This window comes from Arthrobacter sp. D1-29, from assembly GCF_054130585.1.
In genome coordinates this window covers 3,888,181-3,914,394 of the sequence record NZ_CP096383.1, presented here as the reverse complement: position 1 = coordinate 3,914,394, position 26,214 = coordinate 3,888,181, and the positions used below count along the sequence as shown (strand labels likewise).

Here is a 26,214-nt window from a genome sequence, read left to right as displayed (position 1 = left end):
GCCCTATCACTTACGGTCGCCATTCGGCCCCTTTGGCAGCCAAAAGTGATAGGTCAACGGGCGGAGTCGTGTCGGTGAAGGCTAGCGGCCCTGGGCCCGCTCGACGTCGGCAGCGCTCTCTGTCTGCCCGCTCGCCTGAAGTCCGGCCACCACGCCGTCGATGTCGGCCTCGGGCCGGTTTTGGCTGAGTTTGGTTTTGGCTTCGATCCTGGTGATGAGCAGTTCGACGCCGACAATCGCCCGCAGCTGGCCGGAGATGTACCGCTCCGGTGCATCATCCACAGACCAGGGCTTCTCGGACGCGGCTTCGTGGCGATCTGTGAGCCGCCTGACAAGGCTGTCCAGCCAAGCAGCGTCATCGTGGATGACGAGCTTTCCGTAGACATGCGCGGTGGAGTAGTTCCAGGTGGGGACAACGCGTCCGTGCTCGGCCTTTGATGCGTACCACGAGGGCGAAATGTAGGCGTCGGCACCCTGGATGATCACGAGGGACTCGCCGACAGCAGGTTCAGACCACTGCGTGTTGTTCCGGGCCACGTGCGCCTGCAGGGCACCGTGTTCGCCCACAGACGGATCGTAGACAAAAGGCAGCAGCGTTGCGAGCATGCCGTTCCCGGTCGTGGTGACCAGGTTGGCCGCGGCCGGGCGGGTGAGGAGCGCGTGGAGTGCTTCAGGGCCTGCTGTGAAGTGGGCTGGGATGTACATCGTGGATTTCCTTTGCTGGATCTAGTGCTTCTGTGGCTGTTTCTAGTAATTCTGTGGAGGGTGGAGCCACGCAGGCAGCAGGCGCCGGACGGAGTCGGACGCGGACGGCGGCGCCGGCGCAGAGGATGACGGCGAGGCCGCCGATGAGGGTTGTCAGGGAGAGGACCTCGCCCAGCAGCAGCGCGGCCCAGCAGATGCTGAGCACGGGCTGGATGAGCTGGATCTGGCTGACGTGGGAGATGGGGCCAATGGCCAGGCCGCGGTACCACGCAAAGAAGCCGAGGAACATGCTGACCACACCAAGGTAGGCAAAAGCGGACCATTGCCAGAACGTGCCGGCCGGCGGCTGCTGCGAGACGGACAGGGCTGTGAGGCCGGCCATCAGCGGCGAGGCGAGGACGAGCGCCCAGGATATGGTCTGCCATGAGCCCAGCTCGCGGGCAAGAAGCCCGCCTTCGGCGTAGCCCACCGCCGCAGCCACCACCGCCCCGAGGATGAGCAGGTCCGCCCAGTGCAGCTGGCCGAAACTGCCTGACTGGGTGAAGGCAAACCCAATGGCAGCCAGCGCCCCGGCCAAGGCGACTGCCCAGAAGGCCGGCGGGGGCCGTTCACGTCCACGGAGTACCGCCGCTGTCGCCGTGGCGGCGGGCAGCAGTCCGACGACGACGGCGCCGTGGCTGGCGGGCACGGCAGTCAGCGCGAAGGTGGTCAGCAGCGGGAAACCCACCACGACGCCAAGGGCCACCACCATCAGGCGCAACCACTGCACACCCTGGGGAAGGCGCTGCCGGGCGAGTGCAAGGGCGGCAGCTGCCAGGAACGCGGCCAGCACAGCACGGGCAGACCCAATAAAAAGCGGAGCCAGGCCTACGACCGCAATCCGTGTCAACGGTATCGTGAGCGAGAAGGCCGCTACTCCCAACAGGCCCCACCACAGGCCGGTTGGCCGACCAGGGGGTAGCACTGGAGCTATTATCTTAGTAGCGCTACTATTGTCTCTCATGAACAACGATAGCAGTTCGCGGATAGCCACGCGACTCAGGGAGTGGATCGCCGGCGCCGGACCAGGCGCAAAGCTGCCGTCCACCCGTTCACTGGTTGCCGAGTACCAGGCCAGTCCGGTGACGGTGCAAAAGGCGCTCCAGACCCTGACGGGGCAAGGCCTGATAGAGAGCAGGCCCGGCGTCGGGACCTTTGTGCGCGCGGTGCGCACCGCCCGCCCGTCTGACTACGGCTGGCAGACCGCTGCCCTTCGGTCGCCCCAGGCGCCGCTTCCGCCGGCGTCGGCCACGATGCGCGGGGCGTCCAACGATGCCATCGCCTTCCACTCCGGCTACCCCGACCGGGAACTCCTGCCCGAGCGCCTGGTCCGGACGGCGCTCATCCGCGCGGCCCGGGGTGACGCGGCCCTTTCCCGTCCGCCGGCAGCCGGGCTTCCCGAGCTGCAGTCCTGGTTCGCGCAGGAACTCAGTGCCTCCACGCCGGTTGGCATCACCCCACCCAACCCCAGCGATGTCATTGTGCTGCCGGGAAGCCAGAGCGGACTCAGCTCCATCTTCAGTGCCCTGGCCGGCAGCGGGCAGCCGCTGCTGATGGAGTCGCCAACCTATTGGGGTGCCATCCTGGCGGCGGCCCAGGCAGGTGTCCGCGTAGTCCCGCTGCCCAGCGGACCGGACGGTCCCGATCCGGAGGACCTGACCCGCGCGTTTGAGGAGACAGGGGCGCGCCTGTTTTATGCCCAACCCAACTACGCCAATCCCACCGGCGCGCAGTGGGCCGCGGGGCGGGGCGAGAAGATCCTTGACGTGGTGCGTAAGTACGGCGCCTTCCTGGTGGAGGATGACTGGGCGCATGACTTTGGCATCACCACCACTCCAGTGCCGGTTGCCGCCCAGGATGATTCGGGGCACGTCATCTACCTCCGCTCCCTGACCAAGAGCGTCTCCTCGGCCATCCGCATCGCCGGCGTCATCGCCCGCGGACCGGCGAGGGAACGCATCCTTGCCGACAGGGCAGCCGAATCGATGTACGTCAGTGGCCTGCTCCAGGCGGCAGCGCTCGATGTGGTGACTCAGCCGGGCTGGCAGACGCACCTGCGGAGCCTCCGCCATCAGCTCCAGTCCCGCCGTGACCTGCTGGTTGCCAGCGTGCGCGGTCATATCCCGCAGGCCCACCTGGAGCACGTGCCCAAGGGAGGGCTGAACCTCTGGCTGCGCCTGCCTGACGGGACCGACCTTGAGCGGCTGACGCTCGACTGTGAAAGGGCCGGGGTGATGATCGCGGCGGGCACAGACTGGTTCCCGGCTGAACCTGCCGGTGCGTTCATTCGGCTTAACTACTCGGGACCAAACCCGGGTGCCTTTCCTGAGGGTGCCCGGATCATCGGCCAATGCATCGGGCACACCGGGTCATAGGGCTGGTCTCCCGCGGACAGCCGGAAGTGCACGGGGCACGTATCGCTACCGGCGCAACGGACAGCGGCTCCCTAAGATGGACGCATGGCCCGCCCCGCGAAACCGGAACGCAAAGCAGAGCTGCTGTGCGAGATCCTTGACTACCTGATGGACAAAACCCTGGCTGAACTGACCTTCCGCAGCCTGGCCGAAGGACTTGGCATCAGTGCCTACGTGCTGGTCTACCACTTCGGCAGCCGGGAGCAGCTGGTTAACGAAATCATCCGCTCCATTGAATCCAGGCTGGACAGCATGCGCAGCACGGACGTCCAGGACATTGACCGCGAAGCCTGGCGGAGCTACCTGCTGGAGTCCTGGCAGTGGACCATGGCGCAACGCAACCGGCACCTGGCCAGGCTGGAATTCGAGGCCACCGCACAGGACATCGTGGCGGCCGAGCCGCGTGGAACGTCCCAGGAGCATTTCCGCATGCTGCACCACAAGACGAGGGACTGGCTGGTGGTGCAGGGGATTCCCGAGGAGTTTGCCGACACCGACGCACGTCTGTTCACCTCCACCTTCTACGGCCTGCAGTTCGACTTTGTGGTGATGAACCAGCCTGAGGCGGCAACCAAGGCCTTTGAACTGATGCTGACCGTCTTCTTCAGCAACCTGGAAAGCCGGCTGGCCGCCGTAGCCCAAGAGGCCTGACAGCATCTGCTGCTCAGGGAGCGGCGTGGCGTCCCACCCAGTCCACGAGTGGCCGCAGACGTTCCCACCGCCTGGCGACTTCCTGCACGGCGCCCGGCGTGGCGGACCAATCCGGCTGTCCGAGGTTCACGCTGGCGGAGAGTGACTTGTGCTTGAGGAGCTCGCCCCGGGGATGGTCGCGGGCGTAACCCCGGGGAACGGTTTTGAGTTTCTCGCCTTCCACCGCGAAGCCGTCTGCAGCGACGGCTTCAACGATCCGACGGAGGGACTCGCCTGTCCCGGAAGCGTCAACAGAGTTCCGGAAGCGGACCAGCTGGGCAGGGGAGTGGGAATGGTAGCCGCCACCAACCAGCAGGCCGTCGGCACTAATCTGCAGGTAGTAGCCCACACCTTCCTGGGCGGAGGCGAAGGCGCCCTGGGCGGTTTTGTAGGGCGACTTATCCTGGGAGAACCTGATGTCCCTGTTAGGCCGGAAGATCTTGGCTGGGCCAAAGGTGGGTTCCAGCTCCGAGAGAAGCGCCGTGAGCGGTTCGCGGACCAGGCTGTTGTAGCTGTCCTTATGCTCAAGCCACCACTCGCGGTTGTTGTTGTTTTCAAGCTCCGCGTAGAACGCGAAGGCCTCCGCCGGAATGCCCTGAAATGTGCTCATGAAGCGATCCTAGGGACGGCACCGGTCCCGGACCATAGCCCCCTGCTCCTATGTGGAAAAGCAGTTCGCCCCGCCACGGAAACCGTGACGGGGCGGACTGTTGCGGCCGGGCCATCCAGCAATCAGCAGGACGGAACCGGCCAGTGAGACTAGCCGATCTTGTTGGCGGCCTCAGCGTCGGAACCTGCGGCGGAAGCGGCGCCCAGGTTGGCCCGCAGCTTGGCGCCGAGCTCGGCGTCAACATTGGTCCAGTACTGGATGGCGCGTTCCTTGATGTCGGAGCGCTTGACGCCGCCTACGGCACCGGTGATGGTGTCCAGGAAGCGGGCCTTGGCGGCATCGTCGTAGACCTCGCGGTAGAGCGTGCCGGCCTGGCCGAAGTCGCTGTCCTCAGCGTGCAGGGTGTGCGCAGCGAGGGTAAGCTCGCCGTCGTTCTCCCACCCGCCGGCCGGGTTCTGAGGCTCAAGCGCAGCCGGGCCACCGAAGGTGTTCGGTGCGTAAACCGGCACGGACGGCGCGTTGAACAGGTAACGTCCTGAGCCGTCCTGGCTGTAGTTGTTCACCTGGTTCTTGGGCTGGTTGACCGGGATCTGGGCGTGGTTGGTGCCCACGCGGTAGCGGTGCGCGTCTGCGTAGGAGAAGATGCGGGCCTGCAGCATCTTGTCCGGGGAAGCGGCGATGCCCGGCACGAAGTTCGACGGCGCGAAGGTGGCCTGCTCGATCTGCGCGAAGTAGTTCTCCGGGTTCTTGTTCAGCTCCATGGTGCCCACCTTGATCAGCGGGTAGTCAGCGTGCGGCCAGACCTTGGTCAGGTCGAACGGGTTGAAGCGGTAGGTCTTGGCGTCCTCGTAGGGCATGACCTGCACGTGCAGGTCCCAGGACGGGAAATTGCCGGCTTCGATGTTTTCGGACAGGTCGCGGATGTAGAAGTCCGCGTCCGAGCCGGCCAGCTCTTCTGCCTGGTCACCCGTGATGGTCTTGACGCCCTGGTTGGACTTGAAGTGGTACTTGACCCAGAAACGCTCGCCCGCGGCGTTGATCCACTGGTAGGTGTGCGAGCCATAGCCCTGCATTTCACGCCAGGAAGCCGGCAGGCCGCGGTCGCCCATGAGCCAGGTGACCTGGTGTGCGGACTCGGGGGAGAGGGTCCAGAAGTCCCACTGCATGTCGGCGTCCCGCAGGTGGGTACCCGGGAGGCGCTTCTGGGAGTGGATGAAGTCCGGGAACTTGATGCCGTCGCGGATGAAGAAGACGGGGGTGTTGTTGCCCACGAGGTCGTAGTTGCCCTCGGAGGTGTAGAACTTCACGGCGAACCCGCGGGGGTCGCGCCAGGTGTCGGGGGAGCCGTTCTCGCCGGCGACGGAGGAGAAACGGATCAGCATCTCGGTCTCAACACCCGGCTGCAGGAACGCGGCCTTGGTGTAGGCCGAGATGTCCTCGGTGGCCTTGAACGTACCGAATGCGCCGCCGCCCTTGGCGTGCACTACGCGCTCCGGCACCCGCTCGCGGTTGAACTGGGCGAGCTTTTCCACCAGGTAGTGGTCAGTCAGGATGATGGCACCGTCGGCACCAACTGACTTCGAATGCGCGTCGGACGTGACCGGCGCACCTGACTGTGTGGTTGAAATGGCAGTCATTGTTCTCCTATTTCTCGATTACTTGTGAGGGACGTTCAGAAGGAAGTTTTTGGGACCGCTGGCAGTCTTCGCAGATGCCCTGGTAGAGGACATCGGCGATCTGGATGGTCATTGGCCGGGAGTTTTCGTCCCAGTGCGGCGTGAGGCAGGGTGCGTGGCCTACGGCGCATTCCACATCCTCCACGCGGCCGCAGCTGACGCAGATGGCGTGGTGGTGGTTGTCGCCGACCCGGGTTTCATAAAGCGCGGGGGAGTGCGGCGGCTCGAAGCGGCGCAGCATCTGCAGATCGGTCAGGTCTCCCAGGACCACGTAGACGGACTGGGCGGTGAGCTCGGGCAGCTCGGCGCGGGCGGCGGCCAGGATGCTTTCCGCGGGGGAATGGGGGTGGTGTTCGACGGCGGCCAACACGGCAAGCCGCTGCTTCGTCACCCGGCGGCCGTGGGCGCGCAGGGCGGCAGCCCAGGCTTCATGGCCTCCAAAGTCTTCCGTCATGCCTCTATTGAAACACTTATTATGAATATCTCACAATAAGGCTTGGCTAACCTTGGGCAGGTCCAGCAGCCGTTCCATGGGGTTGACGGGTTCACCTGCTGCCCGGCCCAGGGCGTGGACTTCCAGCGGGCCGCTGCCGTTGTCGGGAACCACACAGCTGAGCCCGCTGACACCGCGTCGGCCAGTGAGCACCTGGAGCTCCGCGGCCATGGCCAGCAGTGCAGGCGCCGAAACACCGAAGGTTCCGGGGCTGCGGCCCGATGGCGGGCTCTCCGGGTCAAGGGCTTCCGCGGACAGGACAGTGTGATGATTCCCGGCCTTCACCCGGGGGGACCACGACCGGATGGCGGGAAGAGGCCCGCCTGCCCGGCCCCAATCTTCGGCGGCAGGGGCTGTCTTGCCGAGCTCCTTTGCCGAGCGCCGCAGGGTAGCCCGGAAGCCGTCGTCGTACGTGGCCAGTTCCTCCGCGGGGACCGGGACGCGGCGCTGGGCGGGAAGCCTGAATTGCTCGCCGGGGCTGGCCGTCTCGCCCTCCCAGCGTCCGAACATATGGAAAGTGGGTGTGGAAGATTCCACCTCCGGCTCTCCAATGGCTGCCCCGATGGGATGCCATTGGTGGGCGAACACCACGGTGCAGGTCCGCGCGTCCAGCACCTCGCCGAGGGCCTCACGGGCAGCACGATGGCACACTAGCCAGTCGGCAGCGGAGTGGAGATCGAATGCAACAGCGGGGTTGCTCAGCCGGATGAGGAGGTGGCCGGCCGTCAACGCGGTCCGCGGGCGGGCCACTTCCCAGACCGCCGATGCAAAAAGAAGCCGCCTGGACAGACTCATGAGCCAACTCCTTCCCCCGCCCGAGGATACCAAGCCAGCAGCACCCCTGCTGACCTGCGGCGGGATTAAAATTCTGTCGGGACTAGGATTTTCGGTAAGGCCCGTTCCTGACCAAGGAGGAGCTGACGTGCACAAGCATTACAACGGCCTGAAGACCGCGGCGCTTTTCGGTGTGCTTTGGGCGGTGCTGCTGGGACTGGGCGCCCTGATCGGGTTGAACACCCGGAGTTCCGCGCCCATCTGGATCATGGCCGTCATTGGTGTGGCCACCACGTTCTACGGCTACTGGAACAGCGACAAGATAGCCATCCGCTCTATGGCGGCCTACCCCGTCACCGAAGCGCAGGCACCCTACCTCTATCAGATAGTCCGCGAGTTGTCGGTGCGGGCCAACCAGCCCATGCCGCGCATCTATCTCTCACCCACCATGAATCCGAATGCCTTTGCCACCGGCCGGAATCCTAAAAACGCGGCGGTCTGCTGCACGGAAGGGATCCTGCAATTGCTGGATGCCCGTGAACTTCGCGGTGTCCTGGGACACGAACTCATGCACGTTTACAACCGGGACATTCTCACGTCTTCCGTGGCGGCCGCCGTCGCCGGCGTGATCACGTCCGTGGGCCAGATGCTGTTGTTCTTCGGCGGTGACCGCCGGAATGCCAACCCGCTCGCCATGCTGGCCATGGCTTTGCTTGCGCCCTTTGCGGCGTCGCTGATCCAGCTGGCCATCTCCCGCACCCGGGAGTACGACGCCGACGAGGACGGTTCGGAGCTCACCGGCGATCCGCTGGCACTCGCCTCAGCCCTGCGCAAGATTGAGCAGGGGGTCAAGATGGTGCCGCTGCCGCAGGACCAGAAGCTGGTGAACGCTTCGCACCTGATGATCGCCAACCCGTTCCGCGGCGGCGCCATGACCAAGCTCTTCGCCACCCATCCGCCCATGAGTGACCGGATTTCCCGGCTCGAGCGGATGGCAGGCCGGCCGCTGCGCTAACCAGGACTCAAAATAACTGACGACGCGCAAAGAGGCTGGCGCTGCCCATAAACGGGTAGCGCCAGCCTCTTTGCGTGGCGGCAAAACTTTTGCGCGTCGAAAAGGACGGCTGCGCTAGCTGCGGAAGTTGACGAACTGGAGATCGGCTTCGTCAAAGTCCTTCAGCAGTGCCATGGTTGCCTGGAGATCGTCGCGGGACTTTGACGTCACCCGGAGCTCATCGCCCTGGATCTGGGACTTGACCGACTTGGGGGCCTCGTCGCGGATGAGCTTGTTGATCTTCTTGGCCAGATCCTGGGCGATGCCCTCCTTGATGGAGGCTTCCAGGCGGAACTCCTTGCCGGAGGCGTACGGCTCGCCGGTGTCCAGCGACTTGAGCGAGATGCCGCGGCGGATGAGCTTGGACTGGAGGACGTCCAGTACGGCCAACACGCGTTCCTCGGAGTTCGCCTTCATCAGGATCTTCTCGCCGCTGAAATCAACCTCGGCGCCGACGCCTTTGAAGTCGTAGCGCTGGGCGATTTCCTTCTGCGCCTGGTTCAGCGCGTTGGCCACTTCCTGCTTGTCTACTTTGCTTACGACATCGAACGTTGACTCGCCTGCCATGATTCTCCTTGTACGGGTGGGTGCGGTGGATTGCACGGTGGGTCATGCCGCTGAGGGCGTGGATATCTGCATTCAAGCCTAGTACGGATGCCTCATGTGCGCCGTTGGTGCGGTTGGTGTTGCGGATTCACAGGCAGCTCTGGGCAGACATCCGGCGGGAACGAAGCTCCGTCCCCAAGAGTTGAGGTGTTGGAAGCCTCGAAGGGAAAGACCATGCACCGCACAGCCGTCCGTTACGTCACCAAGACCACTTCCGCCGCCGGCGGTGCACTTGCCACCGCAGCCACGTCCGTGGCGGCAGCCGCCGTCGCAGCGTCCATTATTTTCAGTCCCGTCGCAGATGCTTCAGCCCGGATGGACGGAGTCAGCGAGGACCTGCTCCGGGCGGTGCAGCTCAACCAGATCACCGAGGAGTAGGCCGTGAAATTTGAGGCCCGGCTGGCAGGCAGGATCCTGGGCGGGGCCTGACGCCAGCTTGCTGACCCGTGTTTCCGGGCTTTTTGACCGCTTTTGGATGGCTTGACGGCTCGATTCGATTCTTCGGCGGAAGTTCTGTAAAGTTGTCTTGCCCGCGGTTACTGGAAGCGGAACGGCCCGGAAACGGACGTTCTGCAGACTGCAGCCGGGGGTGATCTTCTTTTGAAGTTCGGCAGATTACCCGAGCGGCCAAAGGGGGCTGACTGTAAATCAGCTGGCAACGCCTACGGGGGTTCGAATCCCTCATCTGCCACAATCCCGGATTCTAGGGAAATTTAGACCCGTTCGGATCTCTTCGGAGGTTCGGGCGGGTCTTTTTTATTGCGCCGTGAGCACAGTTGTGAGCACACCGCTGCTGACGCGCTGCTTCCGGGCCGGCAGCATGTTCGAAATACCTTGCTTGCCCACACCATTGACATCAGCGCGCACATGTCACAATCCATCACTGTCTCCACCAACTTGGAGCAAGATGTCATCGTCACCACGAAAGACAAGATCTCCAACGCGAGGTATTGCCGAAGTATCGCCGACCAATCGCATGACTGGGACCTGCCGGCGTAACTATCAGCTTATGGATCGCGCTGGCGTCTACGGACTCCAACCAGAAGTTCCTGGGCATCCCAGCTGACACTTGGAAGGGTGGTTTCCTCCTGGCCGCTGTAGCTGGCACCGTATGGACTCTGGTCTCGGTGCTGCGGGCAATTTTCTCCGGCGCAACTCACTCCAACGTACTGAGCGCCATTACGGCAACGAAGACGAATTCGGGTGGTCGAACGATCAAGGGAGTCGTCGAACCAGGACAGCCAATAAGACTTCGAGTGATTTCCTCTGCTCGCCTTTGCTGGGCAGGCAGTGCTGACGTTGTGATCACGGCAGAAAGTTGCCAGCATCCGCAGGTGTTTTTGGGCTGCCATCTGACCTAAAGTCAGCTCGCACAGGCGGGCGGGCCCCAATGGGTGGGCTGTCGCGTCCACCGCGTTCGAAGTGCGTAGTCTCAGGGTCCGCAGTGAGGTGGCACTGTGCCGGGTGCGGGCACTATCACGGACGGGAGAGGTGCACCGCCCTGACTACCCGGGAGGATGGGACCCGGAAGTGTGGGTGCCAGGGGCACGGGACCGGAAGCACTGTTGATCAGCAGTCCGATCAGGAGCCACTCCGTCAGCCTCCTCCGCATCTTCCGGGAGAGGAACTTGCCATTACCGCTTTTCTTCTTGCGCGCCACGCGTTACCTGCTAACGTGTTGGGCCCAATTCCTAACCACGGTTGCCTCGCACAAGTGGCCGTGCAACGATGGAGCCAGAAACGTACCCGGTCTGACTGGGACTTTTCGAACCAGCGGCGGGCTCCCATGTTTTTCCAGGACTGGGGAGCCCGTCACTCATTCCACCGTAAACCCAAGTTTGCAGGTGCGCTGAACAATCCCGGAAATATGGACGTGTTCGTGATCTCCGGTTCGTCCTTCAGTCAGCCATTGGTGCAGAATGGCAGCCCAGCAAGGGCACTGTTGCCAACATGAGTGGAAAACCCGGTAACGCAGTGTGGGCCACCATGCCCATTTGTCGTACCTTACCCATACGCTCGCCGGATGCTCACAGACACCCAAAAGGCCATGCTTGACCTTGCCCTGTCAGACCGTCCCTTTAGCCTTCTGGGATGGTGAAGTTTGATCCTGAAGGTTTCACAGTGATGATGGGCCGCATAGCCGCGGCGGAAGAAGCGCTGGCCGTGGCAGCCAACTACGAGGACCTCGATCCCGATTATGAGTACATGACGGCAATAGCGCGCTGTTGCTGCCCGTGCCACTGACAGGAGGCGCCCCGGGGGAGAGCACCGCAGGTCCGGGTCCCGCGAGCTCGCTCCGGGATGCCGTATCGTAATACGTGAACGTAGAGGGGGTTATTCAATGGTCACTGTTCACGACGTAGCCGCGTACATTCTCGAAAAGTGCGGCCCAATGAGCACGATGAAACTGCAAAAGCTGTGCTACTACAGCCAAGGCTGGGCTTTGGCGTGGGATGAGCGCCCCCTTTTCGATTCGCGTATTGAAGCTTGGGCCAATGGTCCCGTTATCTACGATTTGTACCGCCAACACCGTGGTCGCTTCACAGTTAGTGATTGGCCCAGTGGGGACGCGGCAGCCGTCACAGGCGAGGATAAGGACACCATCGACGCGGTTCTATCCGGCTACGGCGACCTCACCGGGCAGCAGCTCAGTGACATGACCCACGCTGAGCGTCCGTGGCTTGCCGCTCGTGGAGCACTGCCGAATGGCGCTCGTTGCAACGTGGGCATCTCCCAAGACGTTATGCAGGATTATTTCGGCGGGCTGGACGCGGAACAATCCGAAGATCCCACCCATCTGTAAGCGGTGGCCACAAAAAAGGTAGTACGGCCTCCCATCTCCGAAACACGGGAGAAAGTTGCTTGGGTTGATAAGCGCGGGCAGCCGAAAAGCAAGAAGGCCCCACCAAGCGCTACGCGCCCTATTGCGATAGACGAGCTGTCGTTCCAGTGGACCGCTCAGGAAGTCGACCACGAACATAATGGGCTCTGGGACTGGGATCTCACTCCCAAGGAGACGGCTGACCTGCTGGACTTGCTGTCTGGGATCACCAAACTATCCTGGCGTGAGGTGAAAGAGCTCAAGTTCAATAGCAGCAGGCGCAGTCGGGCCCTTCATCATTCTCAGCCTGTTGACTCCATCTGTAGTGAGGCACGTCAGCGCCTGGATGAGATCGGCCGGGGTGATCAGGAAGAAGTGTTTCGGCTGCGTCATGGCAACACCATCCGCGTCTGGGGAGTCTTGGAGGGTCCCGTCTTTTCCATCCTCTGGTTTGACCGGAACCATCAGGTTTGCCCTACGGAGAGTTAGCCGTCCTTACCCCCCCGCTACGCACCGACAGCGAGCGTTATCGGCACTGACAGGCCGTGGACGCGTCACGGCACCCTTGAATAGCGTGTCCTGATGGACAATCACCAATCAGATTTGCCAGGCAGGATCCTGGAGCGCATCTCGACAGACAAGGCCGTGCACGAAGCGATGCAGCGGTTCTGGGAAGAGATACAGGGCTTCCGTGCCGACATCAACGGGCTCCGTCAGGAGGTGGCTAATCCGAGCCCTGCCAGATACCTGACTACCTCGGAAGTCGTGGAGATGTTCGGCATCAGCACCGAAACGGTCCGGCGCCGAGTCAAGGACGGTGTGTGGCCGGCATGGCGTAACGGCCGCCAGATCCGCTTCGGGCGGGATGAGATACGGCCATCGCGGAGTGGGGGAGACCGCTGGCCCCCGATCGGCTCCCGACTGGCCGGGAGCGACGGCAACGGAACAAGTAGCTTGGCGCCCTCTGGCCCAACGCAGTGTGATCACGTGTGCTCACTGCCGGAATTGCCCAGCCGGAGCAAAGGATCCGGCGCTGCCAACTGATATCGAATCAGATAAGGAGTGACTCACCTTCGGACTTCACCTATGCCCTGGAGCGGTACAGGAAGCTGCAGCCCAGAGCCAACCGGTAGAAGGGCGTGCTGTATGTTTGCCTTCATCGCCAGCATTAGGTTGGCAGTACATGGGGGAGGAACAGACGATGGCAAGAAATTCAGGGTTTGATGACCTGATCAAGGACCTGGGCAAATTGGTGGACAACGCCAGTAAGCTCGACGGGCTGACCGTCAGTATCGCGGCGACGGACACCGTGGCCGACGTCGAGAAAAAGTTGCGCGCTGAAGCGAGCCGCAGGGGAGTAACCAATCTATCTGCCTCTGAGCTACGTGGAATGGCTCAGGACATGCACTGGAGCGCTCGAAGGTAGGTCAGGCCACGACGTGTCGCCCGTTTTCCTTGGCCGTCCCCTTTTTACCGCGCCAAGGCAGCGGTTGCGAGCTTGGCGCCAGCGGTCCGTAACGAGGGCATGAGGTGGGCGTAGCGCCCATCTGTGGTGGCTGTGGACTGATGCCCGAGGCGATGGGAAAGTTGGAAGAGATCCATGCCTCCAGCAATCATCCATGATGCGTTCGTGTGCCTGAGGTCGTGGATTCGGGCCCACCTATCCTTCGGGACCCCAGTATTCTCCCAAGCCGGGCGCCAGGCGCGATTGTAGACCGCCCCTGAACGCATGGGACCGCACTCCTTGAAGGTGGACACCAGCCCGGCCCCTGCGGCCTCCACAAGGGATCTATGAACAAGGTTCGGAAAGCCGAAAAATTGGGGAGGGGCCGTCGTCGACATGGCTGCCGGCCCCGGCGTAGGCTGGCAGCATCGGCGCATGAGCCCCGATGCCCTCGCGTCGATACATCAATCGATGAAGGAGGATCAATGAGTGCTGTACGTGAATTCATGACGACGGATGCGCGCTGTATCCCGGAGAACCAGACCCTTGCAGATGCTGCCCGGATGATGATGGATCTGGACTGCGGATCGCTGCCGATCTGTGGCGACGACGGCAAATTGAAGGGCATGATTACCGACCGCGACATCGTGATTAAGTGCATTGCCATGGGCCGTGATCCGCGCGAGATGATGGCCCGCGACCTCGCCACGGGAACGCCCCACTGGATCGACGCCGACGCCAACGTTGACGAAGCCATCGAAATGATGGAGAGGTTCCAGATCAGGCGGCTTCCGGTCATCGCAGACCACAAGCTGGTTGGCATCATCAGCCAGGGTGACATCGCACGCAACTACGACGAGGAGCGTGTGGGCGAACTCGTGGAGCACATTTCCGAACGCAAGAGGATGCAGTCGAGCAGCCCGTAAATCAGCGAATTCAAACGGCAAACCGGCGCCACGGAGTTTTCTCCGTGGCGCTACGTTTGGCCATTCATGGCCTTGTCCGCGGCTCCCATCCATCAAGGTTCCGAACCGCGGACAAGCTTATGAAATGTTTACTCCCGTGGGCCCCAGGTCAGTTCAGGGCGATCAGCAACATCTGGCTGGTGCCCGGGATGCACGTCTGCAGGATAGCCCGGGGGAATCCGCCGAAGACATTGATCACGTCGTTGGTGGTGCCGGGATTGGGCACCTGCCCCCGTGCTGTGGCCGTATATGTCCCGTAGCCCGGAATGCTGACTGTTTCGCCCACGCTGATGCCCGAGAAGCGCGCCCACCCGCCGCAGAAATCGTGTTCCGTGATGAAGAGCGAATAGCCGTCATTCGGGGTGTAGTGGATAGGGCCGATGCAGGCATCCAGCATCGATTGGCCGCCTGCTCCCGCAACGTAAATGGTCCGTACTGCCGGCGCTGCCGGAACAAGGGCAGTGACCTGGGCCGGCGGAGCGGGAGCAGCGGCGGGGGCCGCGGGCGCTGCGACGGCGGGACCGCTCAGCTTCAGTGTCTGCCCGGGAACGATGATGCTGTAGGCGCTCAGACCATTGGCGGCGAGCATGCCGTTCAGGTCCACCCCGAACCGCGCCGCAATGGCGCCGACGGTGTCGCCCGGGACCACTGTGTAGAGATTCGAATCGCTCGTTGGGGCGGGAGGCGCGGGGGCCGGCGGTGCCTCTGCGGGCGGCGCCTCCGGGGGAGCGGCAGCAGCCGGGGCTGCGTCCACCGGAACCGTTCCGGCCGGATTCACGCCTGCCGTGCCGGCGTCCGGGGAGCCGGCGGCGGCTGTAGCCGGGTCCACCGGCAAAGCTGTATCAGCCCGTACCACGGGGGCGGCCGCCGTCGTGCTTTCTGCTGCCGGCGGACTGACGGAAGCTGACAGCGCGCCCACGCTGACTGCAGCCACCACAGCGGCCGCCGCCATACCTGCCCACAGCCTGCCGCTGACAGGATGACGGCCGGGATCGAGATCGACCCGCGGTAGGTCGGTGGCGAAGCTCCTGCGGAGTGGTGCCGGAGTCTTGAAGTGCAACTGGTACATGGGTGGCCCATCGAGATTCGGTCCACGCGTCCCCAACGAGGCAGCGCAAGACGGGATCGAGGTGTGATGCGCGTGCGGTTCCGGCAAGGACCGGAACCGCACAGCACACGATGGGAGGCGCCGTATACCCAGAAATACGGAAGCTCCGCTATGAAGCGGCACCATCCACCCCAGCTCGGAGGATGCGCCGACAAGTGTTCAGCCCTACGAATTCCGAGTCTAGGAAGCGCGGGAGGGCGCGGCACGAGTAGGGATTACCCGAATATTTCCGCTCGATACTTGGGCTGGCTGGGTGTGGGTACCTGCACTTCGCAGTGCCGGTACCTGTCGGCTGGCCCGGCGGTTGCAGCGAGCGGAAGGGGCTCCAGGAAGCGGGGCGGACTGCAGCGCCTGGCCGGTTATGCTTGCTCCCAGAAGCAATGTCGTGGACCGGTCAACCCAGCCAGATCAGGGAGACAGGATGGTCAGGCCCTGCATGCAACGGGGAGAAGGTGCCATTGATGGCGTCAGGGTGGAGGCCTCCGAAGGGGCGCATCAGGACGGATGGCCCCAGGCTCCTGACATCATTGCTCGTTGGTGGCTTGGTCCTGCTGGGCTTCGCCGCAGACCAAGCCACGGATCTCCCTGTCCCTCCGCTCACCGCCGAAACCGTGCGCGTATTTCCAACGCCGCAGAGCACTGACGCCGCCCGGACCGCCGTCCCGCTGCGGGGGCGTGTAGTGATCGACCAGGGACCAGGGACCGACGCCGCCGCGTTGGAGATCGTGAGGCAGGCAATTGACGCTGCCGGCGGCACCGTTGAAGCGCCAGGTGCCGCCGTTTCCACCACAAGACAAACCGTGGTCTACATCGGCACCCCTGCTGACAACCCACACATCGGCCCAGCCTTGGCCGCTATGGATGTTGACGGCTCGGAAGCCTTGGATAAGGCGGAGGGTTACGTTCTGGCCGCTGGTTTGCACGGCCGCCAACGGGCTCTCGTCCTGGCCGGGCATGACCAGGATGGCGTTTACCACGCGGCCCAGACCCTGCGGCAGGTCACGGAAGGCTCGGGCGAAGTGGCCGTGGTCATCAAGGACTGGCCCCTCATGGGCATTCGCGGTGTGGTGGAGGGTTTTTACGGTTTTCCGTGGACGCACCAGGCCCGGCTGGATCAGCTGGAATTCTATGGCCGGCAAAAGCTGAACACCTACATGTACTCACCGAAGAACGATCCCCTGCTTCGCCATGAGTGGCGGCAGCAATACAGCGGGCCCCAGTTGGCGGAGTTGTCGGAGCTTATTCAAAGCGCCACCCGGAACCACGTCCGCTTTGTTTACGCCCTGTCACCCGGCCTGGACATCTGCTATTCGGACAGGGCGGACCTGGAGTCGGCGGTGGTGAAGTTGCAGTCCCTGCACCAACTGGGGGTCAGGACGTTCAACATTGCATTGGATGACATTGAGTTGGTCCTGAAATGCCCGGGGGACGTCGCCGCAAACGCGGAGGGCGAACGCGGACTCGCCGCAGCACAGGCTGGCTTCCTGAACAGCCTTAACCGTGAATTCGTTCAGGCAAATCCAGATGTCAACCCACTGGAGATGGTTCCTACCAAGTTCCATGGGGTGGAGGCTGACCCCTACAGAGAGGAACTCAGCGCCAAGCTGGACACCGGCATCCTGGTGCAATGGACGGGCCTGAACATCGTGTCCCCGGCCATCACATCCGACTCTGCGGCAGCGGCCCGGACGGCATATGGCACTCCGGAACAACCTCGGATAATTTTTCTGTGGGACAACTACCCGGTCAATGACTTTGCCCCTGACCGGCTGTTCCTGGGACCCGTGGTGGGCCGGAACCGGGATTTGCATACAGTGATTCAGGGAATCACGGCCAACCCCATGGTCCAGTCCTATGCGTCCATGCCGGCGCTTGCCAGCTTTGCCGACTACATGTGGAATGGTCCCGGATCCGACGCCGACGTTTCGCTTGACGCTGCCCTTGAGGAGATTGCCGGACCGGACAAGGAGGTCCAGGCCGCGCTTAAGACGTTCGCAGATCTGAGCAGGCACTGGCCGATCGATGAGCAGACGGCGAAGTCCCCGCTGCTCACGGCAGACATGGAGGAGTTCTGGCGGTCCTACGAGGATGGCACGTTTGATGACTCCTTGCTGGAACGGCGGGCGGCAATTCTCAGCAGCCTTCCCGAGGTTTTGCAGCGCCTGTCAGTGAAAGGGTTTTATGACGATGCCATTAACTGGATCGACTCCGGAGCGAGTTACGGTAACGCAGTCCAAGGCGCCATCACCATGCTGGCAGCCGTAGAGCGAGGCGATGATGCGGCAGTGGCAGAGGCCCGCTCGGTGCTGAGCGCCGCCGTCGACCGGGCGAATCAGGCCACCCAGTCGGCGATCGATCATCCGGACGTCAAGGCCAGGGTGGGGGATGGCTTGTTCGAGGCCTTCCTTGACCGGGCAATCCAGGAATCCGACCGCCGTCTGGAGGAGAAAAAGTCCGGAAGTTGAGAGCCGGGGCCGGACACTAAGTTACTTGTGGGTAACATTGATGCATGCACCTGCTTTTGCGAACCCTCCTGATGCTGTTCACCTCCGCGCGCCGTTCCAAGCTGGCGGTCTGGGATGCCTCGTCCCTGCCACTCAAGGTTCTGCCAACGGACATAGACATTGCCATGCACGTCAACAACGGGATGTACTTTTCGCTGATGGACCTGGGGCGGTTCGATCTGATGGTGCGCAGTGGGGTGTGGAAGAGAATGCGGCAGCGCGGCTGGACCCCGGTGGCGGCAGGGGAAACCATTGCGTTTCGCAAGTCCCTCCAGCTGTGGCAGCGGTACACCATCGAGTCCAGGATCATCGGACTGGACGCCAAGGCGATTTACTTCGAGCAGCGCATGGTGGCCGACGGCGAGATTTACGCCCGCGCCCACATCGCCACCCGCCTGGTGAGCAAGGGAAAGCCTGTCAGGCAGGAGGAGATCCTCCAAGAGTTCGGTGAGCCACCGGCGGACCTGGTGCTCCCCGAGTGGATCCATGAATGGCGTGAGAACAACGCCCTGCCAGGCAGCCGCGCCACAGCACCACATCAGTGGGAAGCAACTTCCTGACCGGACCGGACCCGACCCGCCAGGCGGAGTCAAGGCCCAGCCCGGATTATTCCCGATGACGCGCGAAGCGAACAAGGCCCTCCCGGCCGCGACATCCCTCACGGCCTCGCGTACGGTGGAACCATGGCTACCGTTGACATCACAGGTGAAGAGTTCGCATCAACCATCGAAGGCAACGACATTGTCCTGGTTGATTTCTGGGCCGAATGGTGTGGGCCCTGCAAGCAGTTTGGGCCCACCTACAGTGCTGTTTCCGAGAAGCACTCCGACGTCCTGTTCACGAAGGTGGACACCGAAGCCGAGCAGCAGCTCGCCGCCGAGGCCGGGATTACGTCCATCCCCACGCTGATGGCTTTCCGTGAAAAGGTGCTGGTGTTCTCCCAGCCCGGCGCCCTGAACGCCCAGCAGCTGGAACAGGTGGTTGACGCCGTGAAGGCACTGGACATGGAGGAAGTGCATGCCCATGTGGCGCGCTCGCGGGCGGAAGCCGAGGCCGCAGCAAGCACGGGCACAAACGCAGGGAACGCCGGCACCCCGGGTCCGCAGGACGGCTCACAAATCCCCGGCGCCTGATCCCTCCTTAAACTTCGAAGCAGGGTCCTCTCAGCGAGAGGGCCCTGCTTTCGATTTAACGTGGACTACAGGCGCTCGAGCTTGACGGGTTCGGCCAGCAGGGCGCTCAAGGACTCGTTCAGGTCCTGGACGGCAGTGCCCTTGGAATGCTTTTCGAGATCCTCCTCGGACGCCCAGCGCTCCGTCACGACCAACTTCTCTTCGCTGGCCTCCGTCAATTCGTAGCGGATGCAGCCGGGCTCATTCACCACTTCGTCGATGGCGATTTCAAGCGCGAGCTTCACACGGAAAAACTCGCCTTCGTTAGGGATGAACGTTGCCTGCAGGTCAATGGGTGCACTCATGGATTTCACAATACCGGCCGTGGGGCCCGCAGCCGGACGGCCGACGCCAGGACACCTCCCGCTTGCTTTCATTGCCGGAGGCCACTTGGTAGCGTGCCATCATGCGCGCATACACAGCCGGGGACGCTGACGTCCCGCTGCTCGGGGAGACCATCGGCCAAAACTTTGAAAGCGTGGTGGCCAGGTTTCCGTTCCACGATGCGCTGATTGAGGCCGCACCGGTTCCGGGCGCTGACGCCCGCCGCTGGAGTTATACAAAGATGAACGACGACGTCGACAGGCTTGCGCGCGGGCTCCTCGCCCTGGGCGTTGCCCGGGGGGACCGGGTGGGCATCTGGAGCCCGAACTGCGCCGAATGGACGCTCCTGCAGTACGCCACCGCCAAGGCGGGGGCAATCCTGGTCAACGTCAATCCCGCGTACCGCAGCCACGAACTGGAATTCGTGCTCAGGCAGAACGGCATGCGCATGCTGGTCACGGCTCCCTCTGACCGCAGCAGCGATTACGTGGGGATGGCACGCGGGGCGCTCGCTGCCTGCCTGGAGCTGCGGGAGCTGGTGTTCCTTCCGGACTTGGGTATGGAAGGGCTCGACGCCGGCGTCCCCCAAAGCGACGCAGAGCTGACGTACGCCGAGCTGCTCAAGCGGGCTGACGACGTCGGGCATTCCGGACTGAAGGCGCGCATGGCTGAACTGGACCGGCACGATCCGGTCAATCTTCAGTACACCTCGGGGACCACAGGTTTTCCCAAGGGTGCCATGCTGACGCACCACAACATCCTCAACAACGGCTACGCCATCGGGGAGCTGCTGGGTTACACGGAGCGCAGCCGGGTGGTGATCCCGGTGCCGTTCTATCACTGCTTCGGCATGGTGATCGGCAATCTGAACGCGCTCAGCCATGGTGCCGCCACCATCATCCCCGGCCGGGGCTTCAACCCGGCCGCCGCCCTGGAAGCAGTTCAGGACTTCGGCGGGACATCCCTGTACGGCGTGCCCACGATGTTCATCGCCGAACTGGCCCTGCCTGACTTCGCGTCCTACGACCTGTCCACCCTCCGTACCGGTGTGATGGCCGGCTCGCCGTGCCCCGTCGAGGTGATGAAGCGGGTCATCACGGAGATGAACATGGTGGATGTGGCCATCTGCTACGGCATGACCGAAACGTCGCCGGTGTCCACCATGACCCGCATGGGGGACACCCTGGACCATCGCACCCAGACTGTCGGCCGGACCATGCCGGGGCTGGAAAGCAAGATTGTGGACCCGGCAACGGGCGAGGTGCTGGAGCGTGGCCAGGTTGGCGAATTGTGCACGCGTGGCTACGCCGTGATGAAGGGCTACTGGAATGAGCCGGACAAAACGGCCGAAGCCATCGACGCTGACGGCTGGATGCATACCGGCGACCTCGCCAAGATGGACGACGACGGCTACGTGGTGATTGAGGGCCGGATCAAGGACATGGTGATCCGCGGCGGCGAGAACATCTACCCGCGCGAAATCGAGGAGTTCCTCTACACGCACCCGTCCATCCAGGACGTGCAGGTCATCGGCGTCCCGGACCCCAAGTACGGCGAGGAGCTGATGGCCTGCATTATCCTCAAACCGGGCGCTGATCCGCTGGACGCCCCGGCTGTTGCGGAATTCTGCCGGGGACGCCTGGCCCATTACAAGATCCCGCGCTACGTCGACGTGCGGGAGAGCTTCCCCATGACGGTGTCCGGCAAGATCCGCAAGGTGGAAATGCGTGAGGAAGCGGTAGCCCGGCTGGGCCTCTAAAGTTTGGGGCCTCAAGTGTCCGTTCGCGCTTCCTGGGCACCGGCCCTGGGCGCGAACGGACACTTGTGGCCCTGTTTCACTTGCCCTGTCTCACTCGGGATGGTTGCCTGCGGCGCCGTTGATGGTGAATGGCGTCGAGACTCCGTTGTACATGATGTGCGCCACGAGGCCGTCGACGGCGTGCGGGAGCGTATGGCAATGGCCGCTCCAGATGCCCGGGTTGTCGGCGACGAAGGCGATCTCGTACGACTCTCCCGGGTGGACGTCGAGCGAGTCGACCCGCCACGGGCTCCCCGACGCCGGCTCACCGTCGCGCGAGAGCACCAGGACGTGGTGGCCATGCAGGTGCATCGGATGCACTTCACCCGTCTCGTTCACGATGCGCATCACCACCACGTCGTCCTTGTTCACGTGGAACATCGGTACGTCCGGGAAGAGCCGGCCATTGATCGTCCAGAAGTTGCCGGGGCGCCCGTCGATGAGGCCCGGCCGGCGTCCGATGACGTAGTCGAACCTTTGATCCGGCAACCCCGGGTCGAATTCAAGCGCGGCAGGTTCCCCGTACGCCAGCAGGTCGAGTGTCTCGGCGGGCTGCCGTACTGACGGCGCTGCCGCCGCCGGATCACCGATGGAGATGCTGCGGGCTCCGCCGACATGGAGGCGCACCGAGCCGTGCGCAGGCGCCTCCAAAATGACATCCAGCCGGCCGCCCGCCGGAATGAGCACCGATTTTCCTTCCACGGCGCCGGGGGCATTTACCTCTTGCCCGTCGGTCGCAACCACCCGGAAAGGAGCGGCTGACCAGACGGCGGCGGTGCCCTGGTCAGTGTTGATGATGCGGACCCGCGCTGGGGTGCCAGGTTGGGCCGCCACGTGTTCGTCCTGTACCCGCCCGTTCAGTGTGTGCTGGCCGCCGTAGACATGCAGCAGGGCGACGACGTCTGTTGTGATGCCGGCCGGCGGTGGCCCGCCCGCAGGCTGCCCAGCCACTGGTGAACCGGCCGCTGGCACAGCAGCCGCTGGTACAGCAGGATCAATGACCACCGCACCCAGCAGCCCGCGCTCCACCTGCTCATGCGAGACCTGATGCGAGTGATACCAGTACGTGCCGGCGTCGGCCGCAATAAACCGGTAGACATAACGGCCGCCGGGCGGAACCGCATCCTGGGTGATGCCCGCAACCCCGTCAGCCTCGTTCGGCACGTCGATGCCATGCCAATGCAGGGTGGCTCCGGCGGCGACTGACTCGTTCAGGAAGACCACCTCAACGAGGTCGCCCTGCCGCGCGCGAATGGTTGGACCCGGAGATGTGCCGTTCACGGTGTAGCCCTCGACGGCCCGCCCTCCGGGCAGATCGACCGTCTGCCGGCGCGCGACGAGTTCGAAGCGCACATCAGGGGGCCGAAGCGCGTCGGCGATCAGCTCGCTCACGCTGACGGCGCCGTCGTCGGGAGCAGCCCCGGCTGCGGAGCCATGGACATGGCCGGCTTGCCCGCCTGCCATGTCCTTGCCTCCCATATCCATGACCGAGTATTCGCCAAGCAACGTTGAGCTCCAGCCGAGCGCGCCGAGGCCAACCGCGAGGGTCACTCCAAGGCCGACGGCGACCCGGCGGTAGCGGTCACGTCGCGACGGCATTGGACGCCGGTGCCTCGGCACCGATGACGTTGCCCCTTCTGATCCGCAAGGCCGCGTAGGTGGCGGTGAGCAGCACGGCCAACGCGTTCGCACCATGGATCAGGCCGAGGTAGGGCATGTCGCTAATGGAGTACCCGAGGGTGATCTGCAGCGCCACCACTGCGAGCACGATGGCTGCCCACATGCGGGCACCCCGCGCCTTAACGAAGAACGCGACGATGAGCAGCAGGAGGGCAGCGACCGGAATGACCATCCCGCCGACGATGCCGTGGATCGGGAATCCAAGGTCACCGGTGAACGTCGCCTGGCGGCTCTCGACAAGGGCCTTGTCGATGACGCCTCCTTCCTGGATGAAGTGCGCCATCCCTCCCATGGCAAAGGCGATCGAAGCGGCTTGCACGACGACTGCCCCGGCGATGATCCAGGCGATGACCGAGTAGATCCTGCGCATGTTGTCCTCCATTGAGTGTGGTTTCAGTTCCGCGGTCCCCACCTGACCCCACGTTAGGAGCCCGCGGGCGTGGGCAGAACGCGGATGGCCACAGCGTGCATAGGGGCTAGCCTCCATGACGTGTAGGGAGGACCCCCTCCCAAGAACCGCGGCGGAGGCGGATCATAGGACTGTGCTCCGGAGATGGGGATTGCTCGCAGCGCTGGCTCCAATCGGGGTGGCGTCGCTGCTCTACGTCGTCATAGTCCGCGGATTCGTCCACTCCGCCGGGGACCACCACCTTGGCTGGCCTTTGCTCGGCGTGCTGCCGACGCTCGTGTTCGGCTTGTGGCTGCTCACCGTTTCGTCCGCCCGGTCCGCTGTCTTCATCGCGGTGGCAGCCACGTCCATGGCGGTAGGCTCGGCGTACGAAACCTTAGTCCTTACCAACGTCGGGTTGATCCAGGAGCCGTGGTTCCCGCTCTTCAACATGATCGGCCTGACCGCGGATGCTGTATCCACCGCGGCCTTCCTGGCCATGTTCGCCACCTACCCCACCGGAACCCTGGAGCGGAGATGGCAACGGATCGCCGTCGCCCTGATCTGGGTGCCTGTGGCAGTGGGCCCGCTGACCCTGCTCACGACCTCCCATGTCCTTATGCAGCCATACATCGGCGTCAGCGGCGAGGCCCTTCCGAATCCGTATGCGGTGCCCTGGCTCGAATGGGCTGCCCCGGCGGTGCATTACCTCATCTACCAGCCGTGGCCCAGCGTTGTGCTCGGGCTCGGCGTGCTCTACTCCCGAGCGATCTTCGGCGCTGCGGAGGTACGTGCACGCATGCGGGTCATGACCTGGGTGGTCACCGTGTCACTGGTCGGCTTCGTCCTGTGGACCCTCACGCCGCCGATGTGGATCACCTCCGTCGTCGTCTTCGCCTCGCTCATCGCGATGCCCCTGGCGGCTATCCACGGAATCTTCCGCTATGGCGCCTTCGATATTGCCCCGGGTGACCGTGCACGGTTTGTTGCACGCTCATCCAGCCTGCTGATCACCGTGCTTTACGGGATCGGAGTGGCCACGCCTGCCGTGCTCCTCGCCGACCGGCTGCCCATCGTCGGCGCAGTCCTCCTGACCACGTTGCTCGCCGTCTGCCTGCTGCCCGTGCGGGAGTGGCTGCAGCGGTGGATCCACCGCACTGTTTTCGGAGACCGTGACCGCCAGCTGTCGCTGCTCAGCGAGCTGGGCTCCCGATTGGAGCAGTCCGTCGAGCCGGGCGATCTGCTCACCCGGCTGGCAACAGCCGTCCGGGATGGCCTCGATGCCACCTGGGTAAGGATCTTCCTGGCCGGACCCGACGGCACGCTTGCTGCATCACCCACCGGTGTGGCGGGGGACGTCAAAGGAGAGGCCGCCGCGTCCTGCGACCTGGACCGGGCGGATGAGAAGCTCGGCCGCATTGAGGTGGGCCCGCGCCGGCGGGGGGATTACAGCGAAGCCGAGAATGCGTTGCTCCGCACGGTGGCCGGCCAGGCCGCGGCCGCTGTCGCCAACGTGCGCCTCAGCGCCCAGCTGGCCCAGCAGCTGGACGATCTCACCGAGTCCCGGGAGCGTCTTGTCGCCGCGCAGGACGACGAACGCAAGCGCCTGGAGCGGGATCTGCACGATGGGATCCAACAGAACGTGGTGGCCCAAATCGCCGGCCTGCGCCTGGCACGCAACCGGCTGCACCGGGGCGAGCTCACCACGGACGAACTCGCCGAGTTGCAGGACCAGGCCCGGGAGACACTGACCGACCTTCGGGAGCTCGCACACGGCATCCACCCGCCCGTGCTGAGCGACAACGGCCTGGTAGCGGCCATCGAGTCAAGCGTGTCAAGGTTCCCGATCCCGCTGAAAATGAAAGCTGAAGAGGCAATACGGGCCGAACGGTTCCCCGAGGACGTGGAGACAACGGCGTACTACGTGGTGCGGGAGGCGCTGGCAAACACCGCGAAGCATGCCGGTGCAGCGCACGCCTCTGTCGAGCTGGCACGCAACAACGGCAGCCTGCGCATCGCCATCAGCGACGACGGCTGCGGCATCGGCACCCTCGTGCCCCGCCCGCGCGGCGGCCTGGCGAACATCCGGGACCGCGTGGCGGCATTGCGGGGTACCGTGGACGTCTTCGGCAACGAGCCTTCCGGGACCACAGTGCTGGTCCAGCTCCCGGTCGAGCGGAAGGGGACGGGCCATGAATGAGTCAGGCGTGCTCAGGGTTGTGATCGCGGAAGACAACTACCTTGTACGCGAGGGGCTTCGCCGTTTGCTGGAGGACTCAGGTGAAATTGACGTCGTCGCCTCTACCGGCAATGCCATCGAGTTGCTTGATGCTGTACGCCGTTTCTCTCCGGATGGGGTGCTCACCGACATCCGGATGCCGCCTGGCCATCATATGGAGGGAATCGAGGCTGCGCGCGCCATCCGTGCTTCACATCCGGATACCGGAGTGGTGGTGCTGTCACAGCACGCCGACCAGAGCTATGCGCTGGCGCTGTTCGCGGACGGCTCGGCGGGCCTCGGCTACCTGCTGAAGGACCGTATTGGCGACCTTGAGGACCTCGTGCATGCGATCCGTGAAGTGCATGTTGGCGGTTCTGTGATCGACCCGGAGATCGTGGACACCCTGGTGCGCCGGCGCAGCACAGGCCCGGCCAGCCCGCTCTCCGACTTGTCGCCCCGTGAGCTGGACGTGCTGCGGGAGATGGCCCGGGGAAGGACAAACGCCGGCATCGAGCAGGCGCTCTACCTGTCGTCCTCCACCGTGGAGAAACATGTCAACGCCATCTTCACCAAGCTGCACATCCCCGCGACGGGCGTGCACCGGCGGGTTGCGGCTGTGCTCGCATTCCTGCAGAACGACGGCACCGAGGCGGTCGCCAAGGGCCACCCGTAGGGGCCTGAACTGTACGTTCGCGCCGCCGGGCCCACATTGCGCGAACGTACAGTTG

At 63.8% G+C, this 26,214-nt stretch carries 28 protein-coding genes and 1 tRNA gene; 16 read left to right on the top strand and 13 right to left on the bottom strand.

Annotated features, from left to right (window positions below):
• Window positions 1-81 precede the first annotated feature (81 nt).
• Together M1E17_RS17710 and M1E17_RS17705 are read right to left on the bottom strand one after the other, a co-directional pair.
• Window positions 82-705, bottom strand: a complete 624-nt coding sequence (locus tag M1E17_RS17710) for an FMN-binding negative transcriptional regulator (RefSeq protein ID WP_457963243.1) — start codon at window positions 703-705, stop codon at window positions 82-84.
• Window positions 671-1,708 carry a DMT family transporter gene (locus M1E17_RS17705; protein ID WP_457963242.1) on the bottom strand — a complete coding sequence of 346 codons (1,038 nt, stop codon included), beginning with the start codon at window positions 1,706-1,708 and terminating at the stop codon, window positions 671-673. Before M1E17_RS17705 ends, M1E17_RS17710 begins: the two co-directional genes overlap by 35 nt.
• On the opposite strand from M1E17_RS17705, the gene M1E17_RS17700 reads away from it, so the two are divergent.
• Both M1E17_RS17700 and M1E17_RS17695 read left to right on the top strand, forming a co-directional pair.
• Window positions 1,707-3,119 (top strand): aminotransferase-like domain-containing protein, encoded by a 1,413-nt coding sequence (locus tag M1E17_RS17700; RefSeq protein WP_457963241.1) that lies wholly within the window; start codon window positions 1,707-1,709, stop codon window positions 3,117-3,119. The genes M1E17_RS17705 and M1E17_RS17700 overlap by 2 nt on opposite strands.
• An 84-nt stretch (window positions 3,120-3,203) precedes the next feature.
• Window positions 3,204-3,809: a TetR/AcrR family transcriptional regulator gene (locus tag M1E17_RS17695; protein ID WP_457963240.1), complete on the top strand. Its 606-nt coding sequence runs from the start codon at window positions 3,204-3,206 to the stop codon at window positions 3,807-3,809.
• 13 nt (window positions 3,810-3,822) lie between these two features.
• Here the strand turns inward: M1E17_RS17695 and M1E17_RS17690 are convergent, their stop codons facing one another.
• The 4 genes from M1E17_RS17690 to M1E17_RS17675 all read right to left on the bottom strand — a co-directional run bounded on the left by M1E17_RS17690 (window position 3,823) and on the right by M1E17_RS17675 (window position 7,422).
• Window positions 3,823-4,458: a DUF2461 domain-containing protein gene (locus tag M1E17_RS17690; RefSeq protein WP_457963239.1), complete on the bottom strand. Its 636-nt coding sequence runs from the start codon at window positions 4,456-4,458 to the stop codon at window positions 3,823-3,825.
• 149 nt (window positions 4,459-4,607) lie between these two features.
• Window positions 4,608-6,095, bottom strand: a complete 1,488-nt coding sequence (locus M1E17_RS17685; protein WP_457963238.1) for a catalase — start codon at window positions 6,093-6,095, stop codon at window positions 4,608-4,610.
• Between the two features lie 7 nt (window positions 6,096-6,102).
• The gene (locus tag M1E17_RS17680; protein ID WP_267275973.1) at window positions 6,103-6,588 is read right to left on the bottom strand and encodes a Fur family transcriptional regulator; all 486 of its coding nucleotides are present in this window, start codon (window positions 6,586-6,588) and stop codon (window positions 6,103-6,105) included.
• Window positions 6,589-6,618: 30 nt separating this feature from the next.
• A complete protein-coding gene (locus tag M1E17_RS17675; protein ID WP_457963237.1) occupies window positions 6,619-7,422 on the bottom strand; it encodes a hypothetical protein in 804 nt (267 codons plus the stop codon).
• 127 nt (window positions 7,423-7,549) lie between these two features.
• Between M1E17_RS17675 and htpX the strand changes: the two genes are divergently transcribed.
• Window positions 7,550-8,416, top strand: a complete 867-nt coding sequence (htpX, locus tag M1E17_RS17670) for a zinc metalloprotease HtpX (RefSeq protein ID WP_457963236.1) — start codon at window positions 7,550-7,552, stop codon at window positions 8,414-8,416.
• Between the two features lie 114 nt (window positions 8,417-8,530).
• Here the strand turns inward: htpX and M1E17_RS17665 are convergent, their stop codons facing one another.
• Window positions 8,531-9,022 (bottom strand): YajQ family cyclic di-GMP-binding protein, encoded by a 492-nt coding sequence (locus M1E17_RS17665; protein ID WP_306925085.1) that lies wholly within the window; start codon window positions 9,020-9,022, stop codon window positions 8,531-8,533.
• Window positions 9,023-9,235: 213 nt separating this feature from the next.
• Here M1E17_RS17665 and M1E17_RS17660 point away from each other — a divergent pair, with 213 nt between their 5' ends.
• The 4 genes from M1E17_RS17660 (at window position 9,236) to M1E17_RS17645 (ending at window position 11,864) form a co-directional block, all read left to right on the top strand.
• Window positions 9,236-9,439: a hypothetical protein gene (locus M1E17_RS17660; protein WP_457963235.1), complete on the top strand. Its 204-nt coding sequence runs from the start codon at window positions 9,236-9,238 to the stop codon at window positions 9,437-9,439.
• Between the two features lie 231 nt (window positions 9,440-9,670).
• Window positions 9,671-9,752 (top strand) — tRNA-Tyr (locus M1E17_RS17655).
• A gap of 1,400 nt (window positions 9,753-11,152) precedes the next feature.
• Window positions 11,153-11,305: a hypothetical protein gene (locus M1E17_RS17650; RefSeq protein WP_457963234.1), complete on the top strand. Its 153-nt coding sequence runs from the start codon at window positions 11,153-11,155 to the stop codon at window positions 11,303-11,305.
• A gap of 148 nt (window positions 11,306-11,453) precedes the next feature.
• Window positions 11,454-11,864 carry a Panacea domain-containing protein gene (locus M1E17_RS17645; RefSeq protein ID WP_457963233.1) on the top strand — a complete coding sequence of 137 codons (411 nt, stop codon included), beginning with the start codon at window positions 11,454-11,456 and terminating at the stop codon, window positions 11,862-11,864.
• 252 nt (window positions 11,865-12,116) lie between these two features.
• On the opposite strand, the gene M1E17_RS17640 is transcribed toward M1E17_RS17645, so the two are convergent.
• The gene (locus tag M1E17_RS17640) at window positions 12,117-12,275 is read right to left on the bottom strand and encodes a hypothetical protein (protein WP_457963232.1); all 159 of its coding nucleotides are present in this window, start codon (window positions 12,273-12,275) and stop codon (window positions 12,117-12,119) included.
• A 189-nt stretch (window positions 12,276-12,464) separates the two neighbouring features.
• Here M1E17_RS17640 and M1E17_RS17635 point away from each other — a divergent pair, with 189 nt between their 5' ends.
• Complete coding sequence (locus M1E17_RS17635) at window positions 12,465-12,926, top strand: helix-turn-helix domain-containing protein (protein WP_457963231.1); 462 nt, start codon at window positions 12,465-12,467, stop codon at window positions 12,924-12,926.
• A gap of 157 nt (window positions 12,927-13,083) precedes the next feature.
• Window positions 13,084-13,308: a hypothetical protein gene (locus M1E17_RS17630; protein WP_457963230.1), complete on the top strand. Its 225-nt coding sequence runs from the start codon at window positions 13,084-13,086 to the stop codon at window positions 13,306-13,308.
• A 44-nt stretch (window positions 13,309-13,352) separates the two neighbouring features.
• Here M1E17_RS17630 and M1E17_RS17625 read toward each other — a convergent pair whose 3' ends face one another.
• Window positions 13,353-13,613: a tyrosine-type recombinase/integrase gene (locus tag M1E17_RS17625; RefSeq protein ID WP_457963229.1), complete on the bottom strand. Its 261-nt coding sequence runs from the start codon at window positions 13,611-13,613 to the stop codon at window positions 13,353-13,355.
• A gap of 198 nt (window positions 13,614-13,811) precedes the next feature.
• On the opposite strand from M1E17_RS17625, the gene M1E17_RS17620 reads away from it, so the two are divergent.
• Window positions 13,812-14,252, top strand: coding sequence for a CBS domain-containing protein (locus tag M1E17_RS17620; RefSeq protein ID WP_457963228.1), 441 nt, complete (start codon window positions 13,812-13,814; stop codon window positions 14,250-14,252).
• A gap of 148 nt (window positions 14,253-14,400) precedes the next feature.
• Here the strand turns inward: M1E17_RS17620 and M1E17_RS17615 are convergent, their stop codons facing one another.
• Window positions 14,401-15,360 (bottom strand): LysM peptidoglycan-binding domain-containing protein, encoded by a 960-nt coding sequence (locus M1E17_RS17615; RefSeq protein ID WP_457963227.1) that lies wholly within the window; start codon window positions 15,358-15,360, stop codon window positions 14,401-14,403.
• 500 nt (window positions 15,361-15,860) lie between these two features.
• Between M1E17_RS17615 and M1E17_RS17610 the strand changes: the two genes are divergently transcribed.
• The 3 genes from M1E17_RS17610 to M1E17_RS17600 all read left to right on the top strand — a co-directional run bounded on the left by M1E17_RS17610 (window position 15,861) and on the right by M1E17_RS17600 (window position 19,036).
• Window positions 15,861-17,864, top strand: coding sequence for a beta-N-acetylhexosaminidase family protein (locus M1E17_RS17610; RefSeq protein WP_457963226.1), 2,004 nt, complete (start codon window positions 15,861-15,863; stop codon window positions 17,862-17,864).
• Between the two features lie 44 nt (window positions 17,865-17,908).
• Window positions 17,909-18,463, top strand: a complete 555-nt coding sequence (locus M1E17_RS17605; protein ID WP_457963225.1) for an acyl-CoA thioesterase — start codon at window positions 17,909-17,911, stop codon at window positions 18,461-18,463.
• Between the two features lie 123 nt (window positions 18,464-18,586).
• Window positions 18,587-19,036, top strand: coding sequence for a thioredoxin family protein (locus tag M1E17_RS17600; protein WP_457963224.1), 450 nt, complete (start codon window positions 18,587-18,589; stop codon window positions 19,034-19,036).
• 65 nt (window positions 19,037-19,101) lie between these two features.
• On the opposite strand, the gene M1E17_RS17595 is transcribed toward M1E17_RS17600, so the two are convergent.
• Entirely contained in the window at window positions 19,102-19,380 is a 279-nt protein-coding gene (locus M1E17_RS17595) for a putative quinol monooxygenase (RefSeq protein WP_457963223.1), read from the bottom strand.
• A 101-nt stretch (window positions 19,381-19,481) separates the two neighbouring features.
• Here M1E17_RS17595 and M1E17_RS17590 point away from each other — a divergent pair, with 101 nt between their 5' ends.
• Entirely contained in the window at window positions 19,482-21,158 is a 1,677-nt protein-coding gene (locus M1E17_RS17590; RefSeq protein ID WP_457963222.1) for an AMP-binding protein, read from the top strand.
• Window positions 21,159-21,248: 90 nt separating this feature from the next.
• Here M1E17_RS17590 and M1E17_RS17585 read toward each other — a convergent pair whose 3' ends face one another.
• Both M1E17_RS17585 and M1E17_RS17580 read right to left on the bottom strand, forming a co-directional pair.
• Window positions 21,249-22,796: a multicopper oxidase family protein gene (locus M1E17_RS17585; RefSeq protein ID WP_457963221.1), complete on the bottom strand. Its 1,548-nt coding sequence runs from the start codon at window positions 22,794-22,796 to the stop codon at window positions 21,249-21,251.
• Window positions 22,780-23,247, bottom strand: a complete 468-nt coding sequence (locus tag M1E17_RS17580) for a hypothetical protein (RefSeq protein WP_457963220.1) — start codon at window positions 23,245-23,247, stop codon at window positions 22,780-22,782. Before M1E17_RS17580 ends, M1E17_RS17585 begins: the two co-directional genes overlap by 17 nt.
• A gap of 172 nt (window positions 23,248-23,419) precedes the next feature.
• Between M1E17_RS17580 and M1E17_RS17575 the strand changes: the two genes are divergently transcribed.
• Window positions 23,420-25,465 carry a histidine kinase gene (locus M1E17_RS17575; RefSeq protein WP_457963219.1) on the top strand — a complete coding sequence of 682 codons (2,046 nt, stop codon included), beginning with the start codon at window positions 23,420-23,422 and terminating at the stop codon, window positions 25,463-25,465.
• Window positions 25,458-26,159, top strand: a complete 702-nt coding sequence (locus M1E17_RS17570; protein ID WP_457963218.1) for a response regulator transcription factor — start codon at window positions 25,458-25,460, stop codon at window positions 26,157-26,159. The genes M1E17_RS17575 and M1E17_RS17570 overlap by 8 nt, the downstream gene beginning before the upstream one ends.
• The last annotated feature ends 55 nt before the right edge of the window (window positions 26,160-26,214 follow it).

Coding starts and splice junctions, on each gene's coding strand:
- M1E17_RS17680 (WP_267275973.1), bottom strand. CDS start 6,588: ATGACGGAAGACTTTGGAGGCCATGAAGCCTGGGCTGCCGCCCTGCGC.
- M1E17_RS17705 (WP_457963242.1), bottom strand. CDS start 1,708: ATGAGAGACAATAGTAGCGCTACTAAGATAATAGCTCCAGTGCTACCC.
- M1E17_RS17635 (WP_457963231.1), top strand. CDS start 12,465: ATGGACAATCACCAATCAGATTTGCCAGGCAGGATCCTGGAGCGCATC.
- M1E17_RS17625 (WP_457963229.1), bottom strand. CDS start 13,613: ATGCGTTCAGGGGCGGTCTACAATCGCGCCTGGCGCCCGGCTTGGGAG.
- M1E17_RS17690 (WP_457963239.1), bottom strand. CDS start 4,458: ATGAGCACATTTCAGGGCATTCCGGCGGAGGCCTTCGCGTTCTACGCG.
- M1E17_RS17590 (WP_457963222.1), top strand. CDS start 19,482: ATGCGCGCATACACAGCCGGGGACGCTGACGTCCCGCTGCTCGGGGAG.
- M1E17_RS17630 (WP_457963230.1), top strand. CDS start 13,084: ATGGCAAGAAATTCAGGGTTTGATGACCTGATCAAGGACCTGGGCAAA.
- M1E17_RS17620 (WP_457963228.1), top strand. CDS start 13,812: ATGAGTGCTGTACGTGAATTCATGACGACGGATGCGCGCTGTATCCCG.
- M1E17_RS17675 (WP_457963237.1), bottom strand. CDS start 7,422: ATGAGTCTGTCCAGGCGGCTTCTTTTTGCATCGGCGGTCTGGGAAGTG.
- M1E17_RS17615 (WP_457963227.1), bottom strand. CDS start 15,360: ATGTACCAGTTGCACTTCAAGACTCCGGCACCACTCCGCAGGAGCTTC.
- M1E17_RS17685 (WP_457963238.1), bottom strand. CDS start 6,095: ATGACTGCCATTTCAACCACACAGTCAGGTGCGCCGGTCACGTCCGAC.
- M1E17_RS17610 (WP_457963226.1), top strand. CDS start 15,861: ATGGCGTCAGGGTGGAGGCCTCCGAAGGGGCGCATCAGGACGGATGGC.
- M1E17_RS17645 (WP_457963233.1), top strand. CDS start 11,454: ATGAGCACGATGAAACTGCAAAAGCTGTGCTACTACAGCCAAGGCTGG.
- M1E17_RS17650 (WP_457963234.1), top strand. CDS start 11,153: ATGGTGAAGTTTGATCCTGAAGGTTTCACAGTGATGATGGGCCGCATA.
- M1E17_RS17665 (WP_306925085.1), bottom strand. CDS start 9,022: ATGGCAGGCGAGTCAACGTTCGATGTCGTAAGCAAAGTAGACAAGCAG.
- M1E17_RS17585 (WP_457963221.1), bottom strand. CDS start 22,796: ATGCCGTCGCGACGTGACCGCTACCGCCGGGTCGCCGTCGGCCTTGGA.
- M1E17_RS17640 (WP_457963232.1), bottom strand. CDS start 12,275: ATGACGCAGCCGAAACACTTCTTCCTGATCACCCCGGCCGATCTCATC.
- M1E17_RS17570 (WP_457963218.1), top strand. CDS start 25,458: ATGAATGAGTCAGGCGTGCTCAGGGTTGTGATCGCGGAAGACAACTAC.
- M1E17_RS17660 (WP_457963235.1), top strand. CDS start 9,236: ATGCACCGCACAGCCGTCCGTTACGTCACCAAGACCACTTCCGCCGCC.
- M1E17_RS17710 (WP_457963243.1), bottom strand. CDS start 705: ATGTACATCCCAGCCCACTTCACAGCAGGCCCTGAAGCACTCCACGCG.
- M1E17_RS17595 (WP_457963223.1), bottom strand. CDS start 19,380: ATGAGTGCACCCATTGACCTGCAGGCAACGTTCATCCCTAACGAAGGC.
- M1E17_RS17695 (WP_457963240.1), top strand. CDS start 3,204: ATGGCCCGCCCCGCGAAACCGGAACGCAAAGCAGAGCTGCTGTGCGAG.
- M1E17_RS17605 (WP_457963225.1), top strand. CDS start 17,909: ATGCACCTGCTTTTGCGAACCCTCCTGATGCTGTTCACCTCCGCGCGC.
- M1E17_RS17580 (WP_457963220.1), bottom strand. CDS start 23,247: ATGCGCAGGATCTACTCGGTCATCGCCTGGATCATCGCCGGGGCAGTC.
- M1E17_RS17600 (WP_457963224.1), top strand. CDS start 18,587: ATGGCTACCGTTGACATCACAGGTGAAGAGTTCGCATCAACCATCGAA.
- M1E17_RS17700 (WP_457963241.1), top strand. CDS start 1,707: ATGAACAACGATAGCAGTTCGCGGATAGCCACGCGACTCAGGGAGTGG.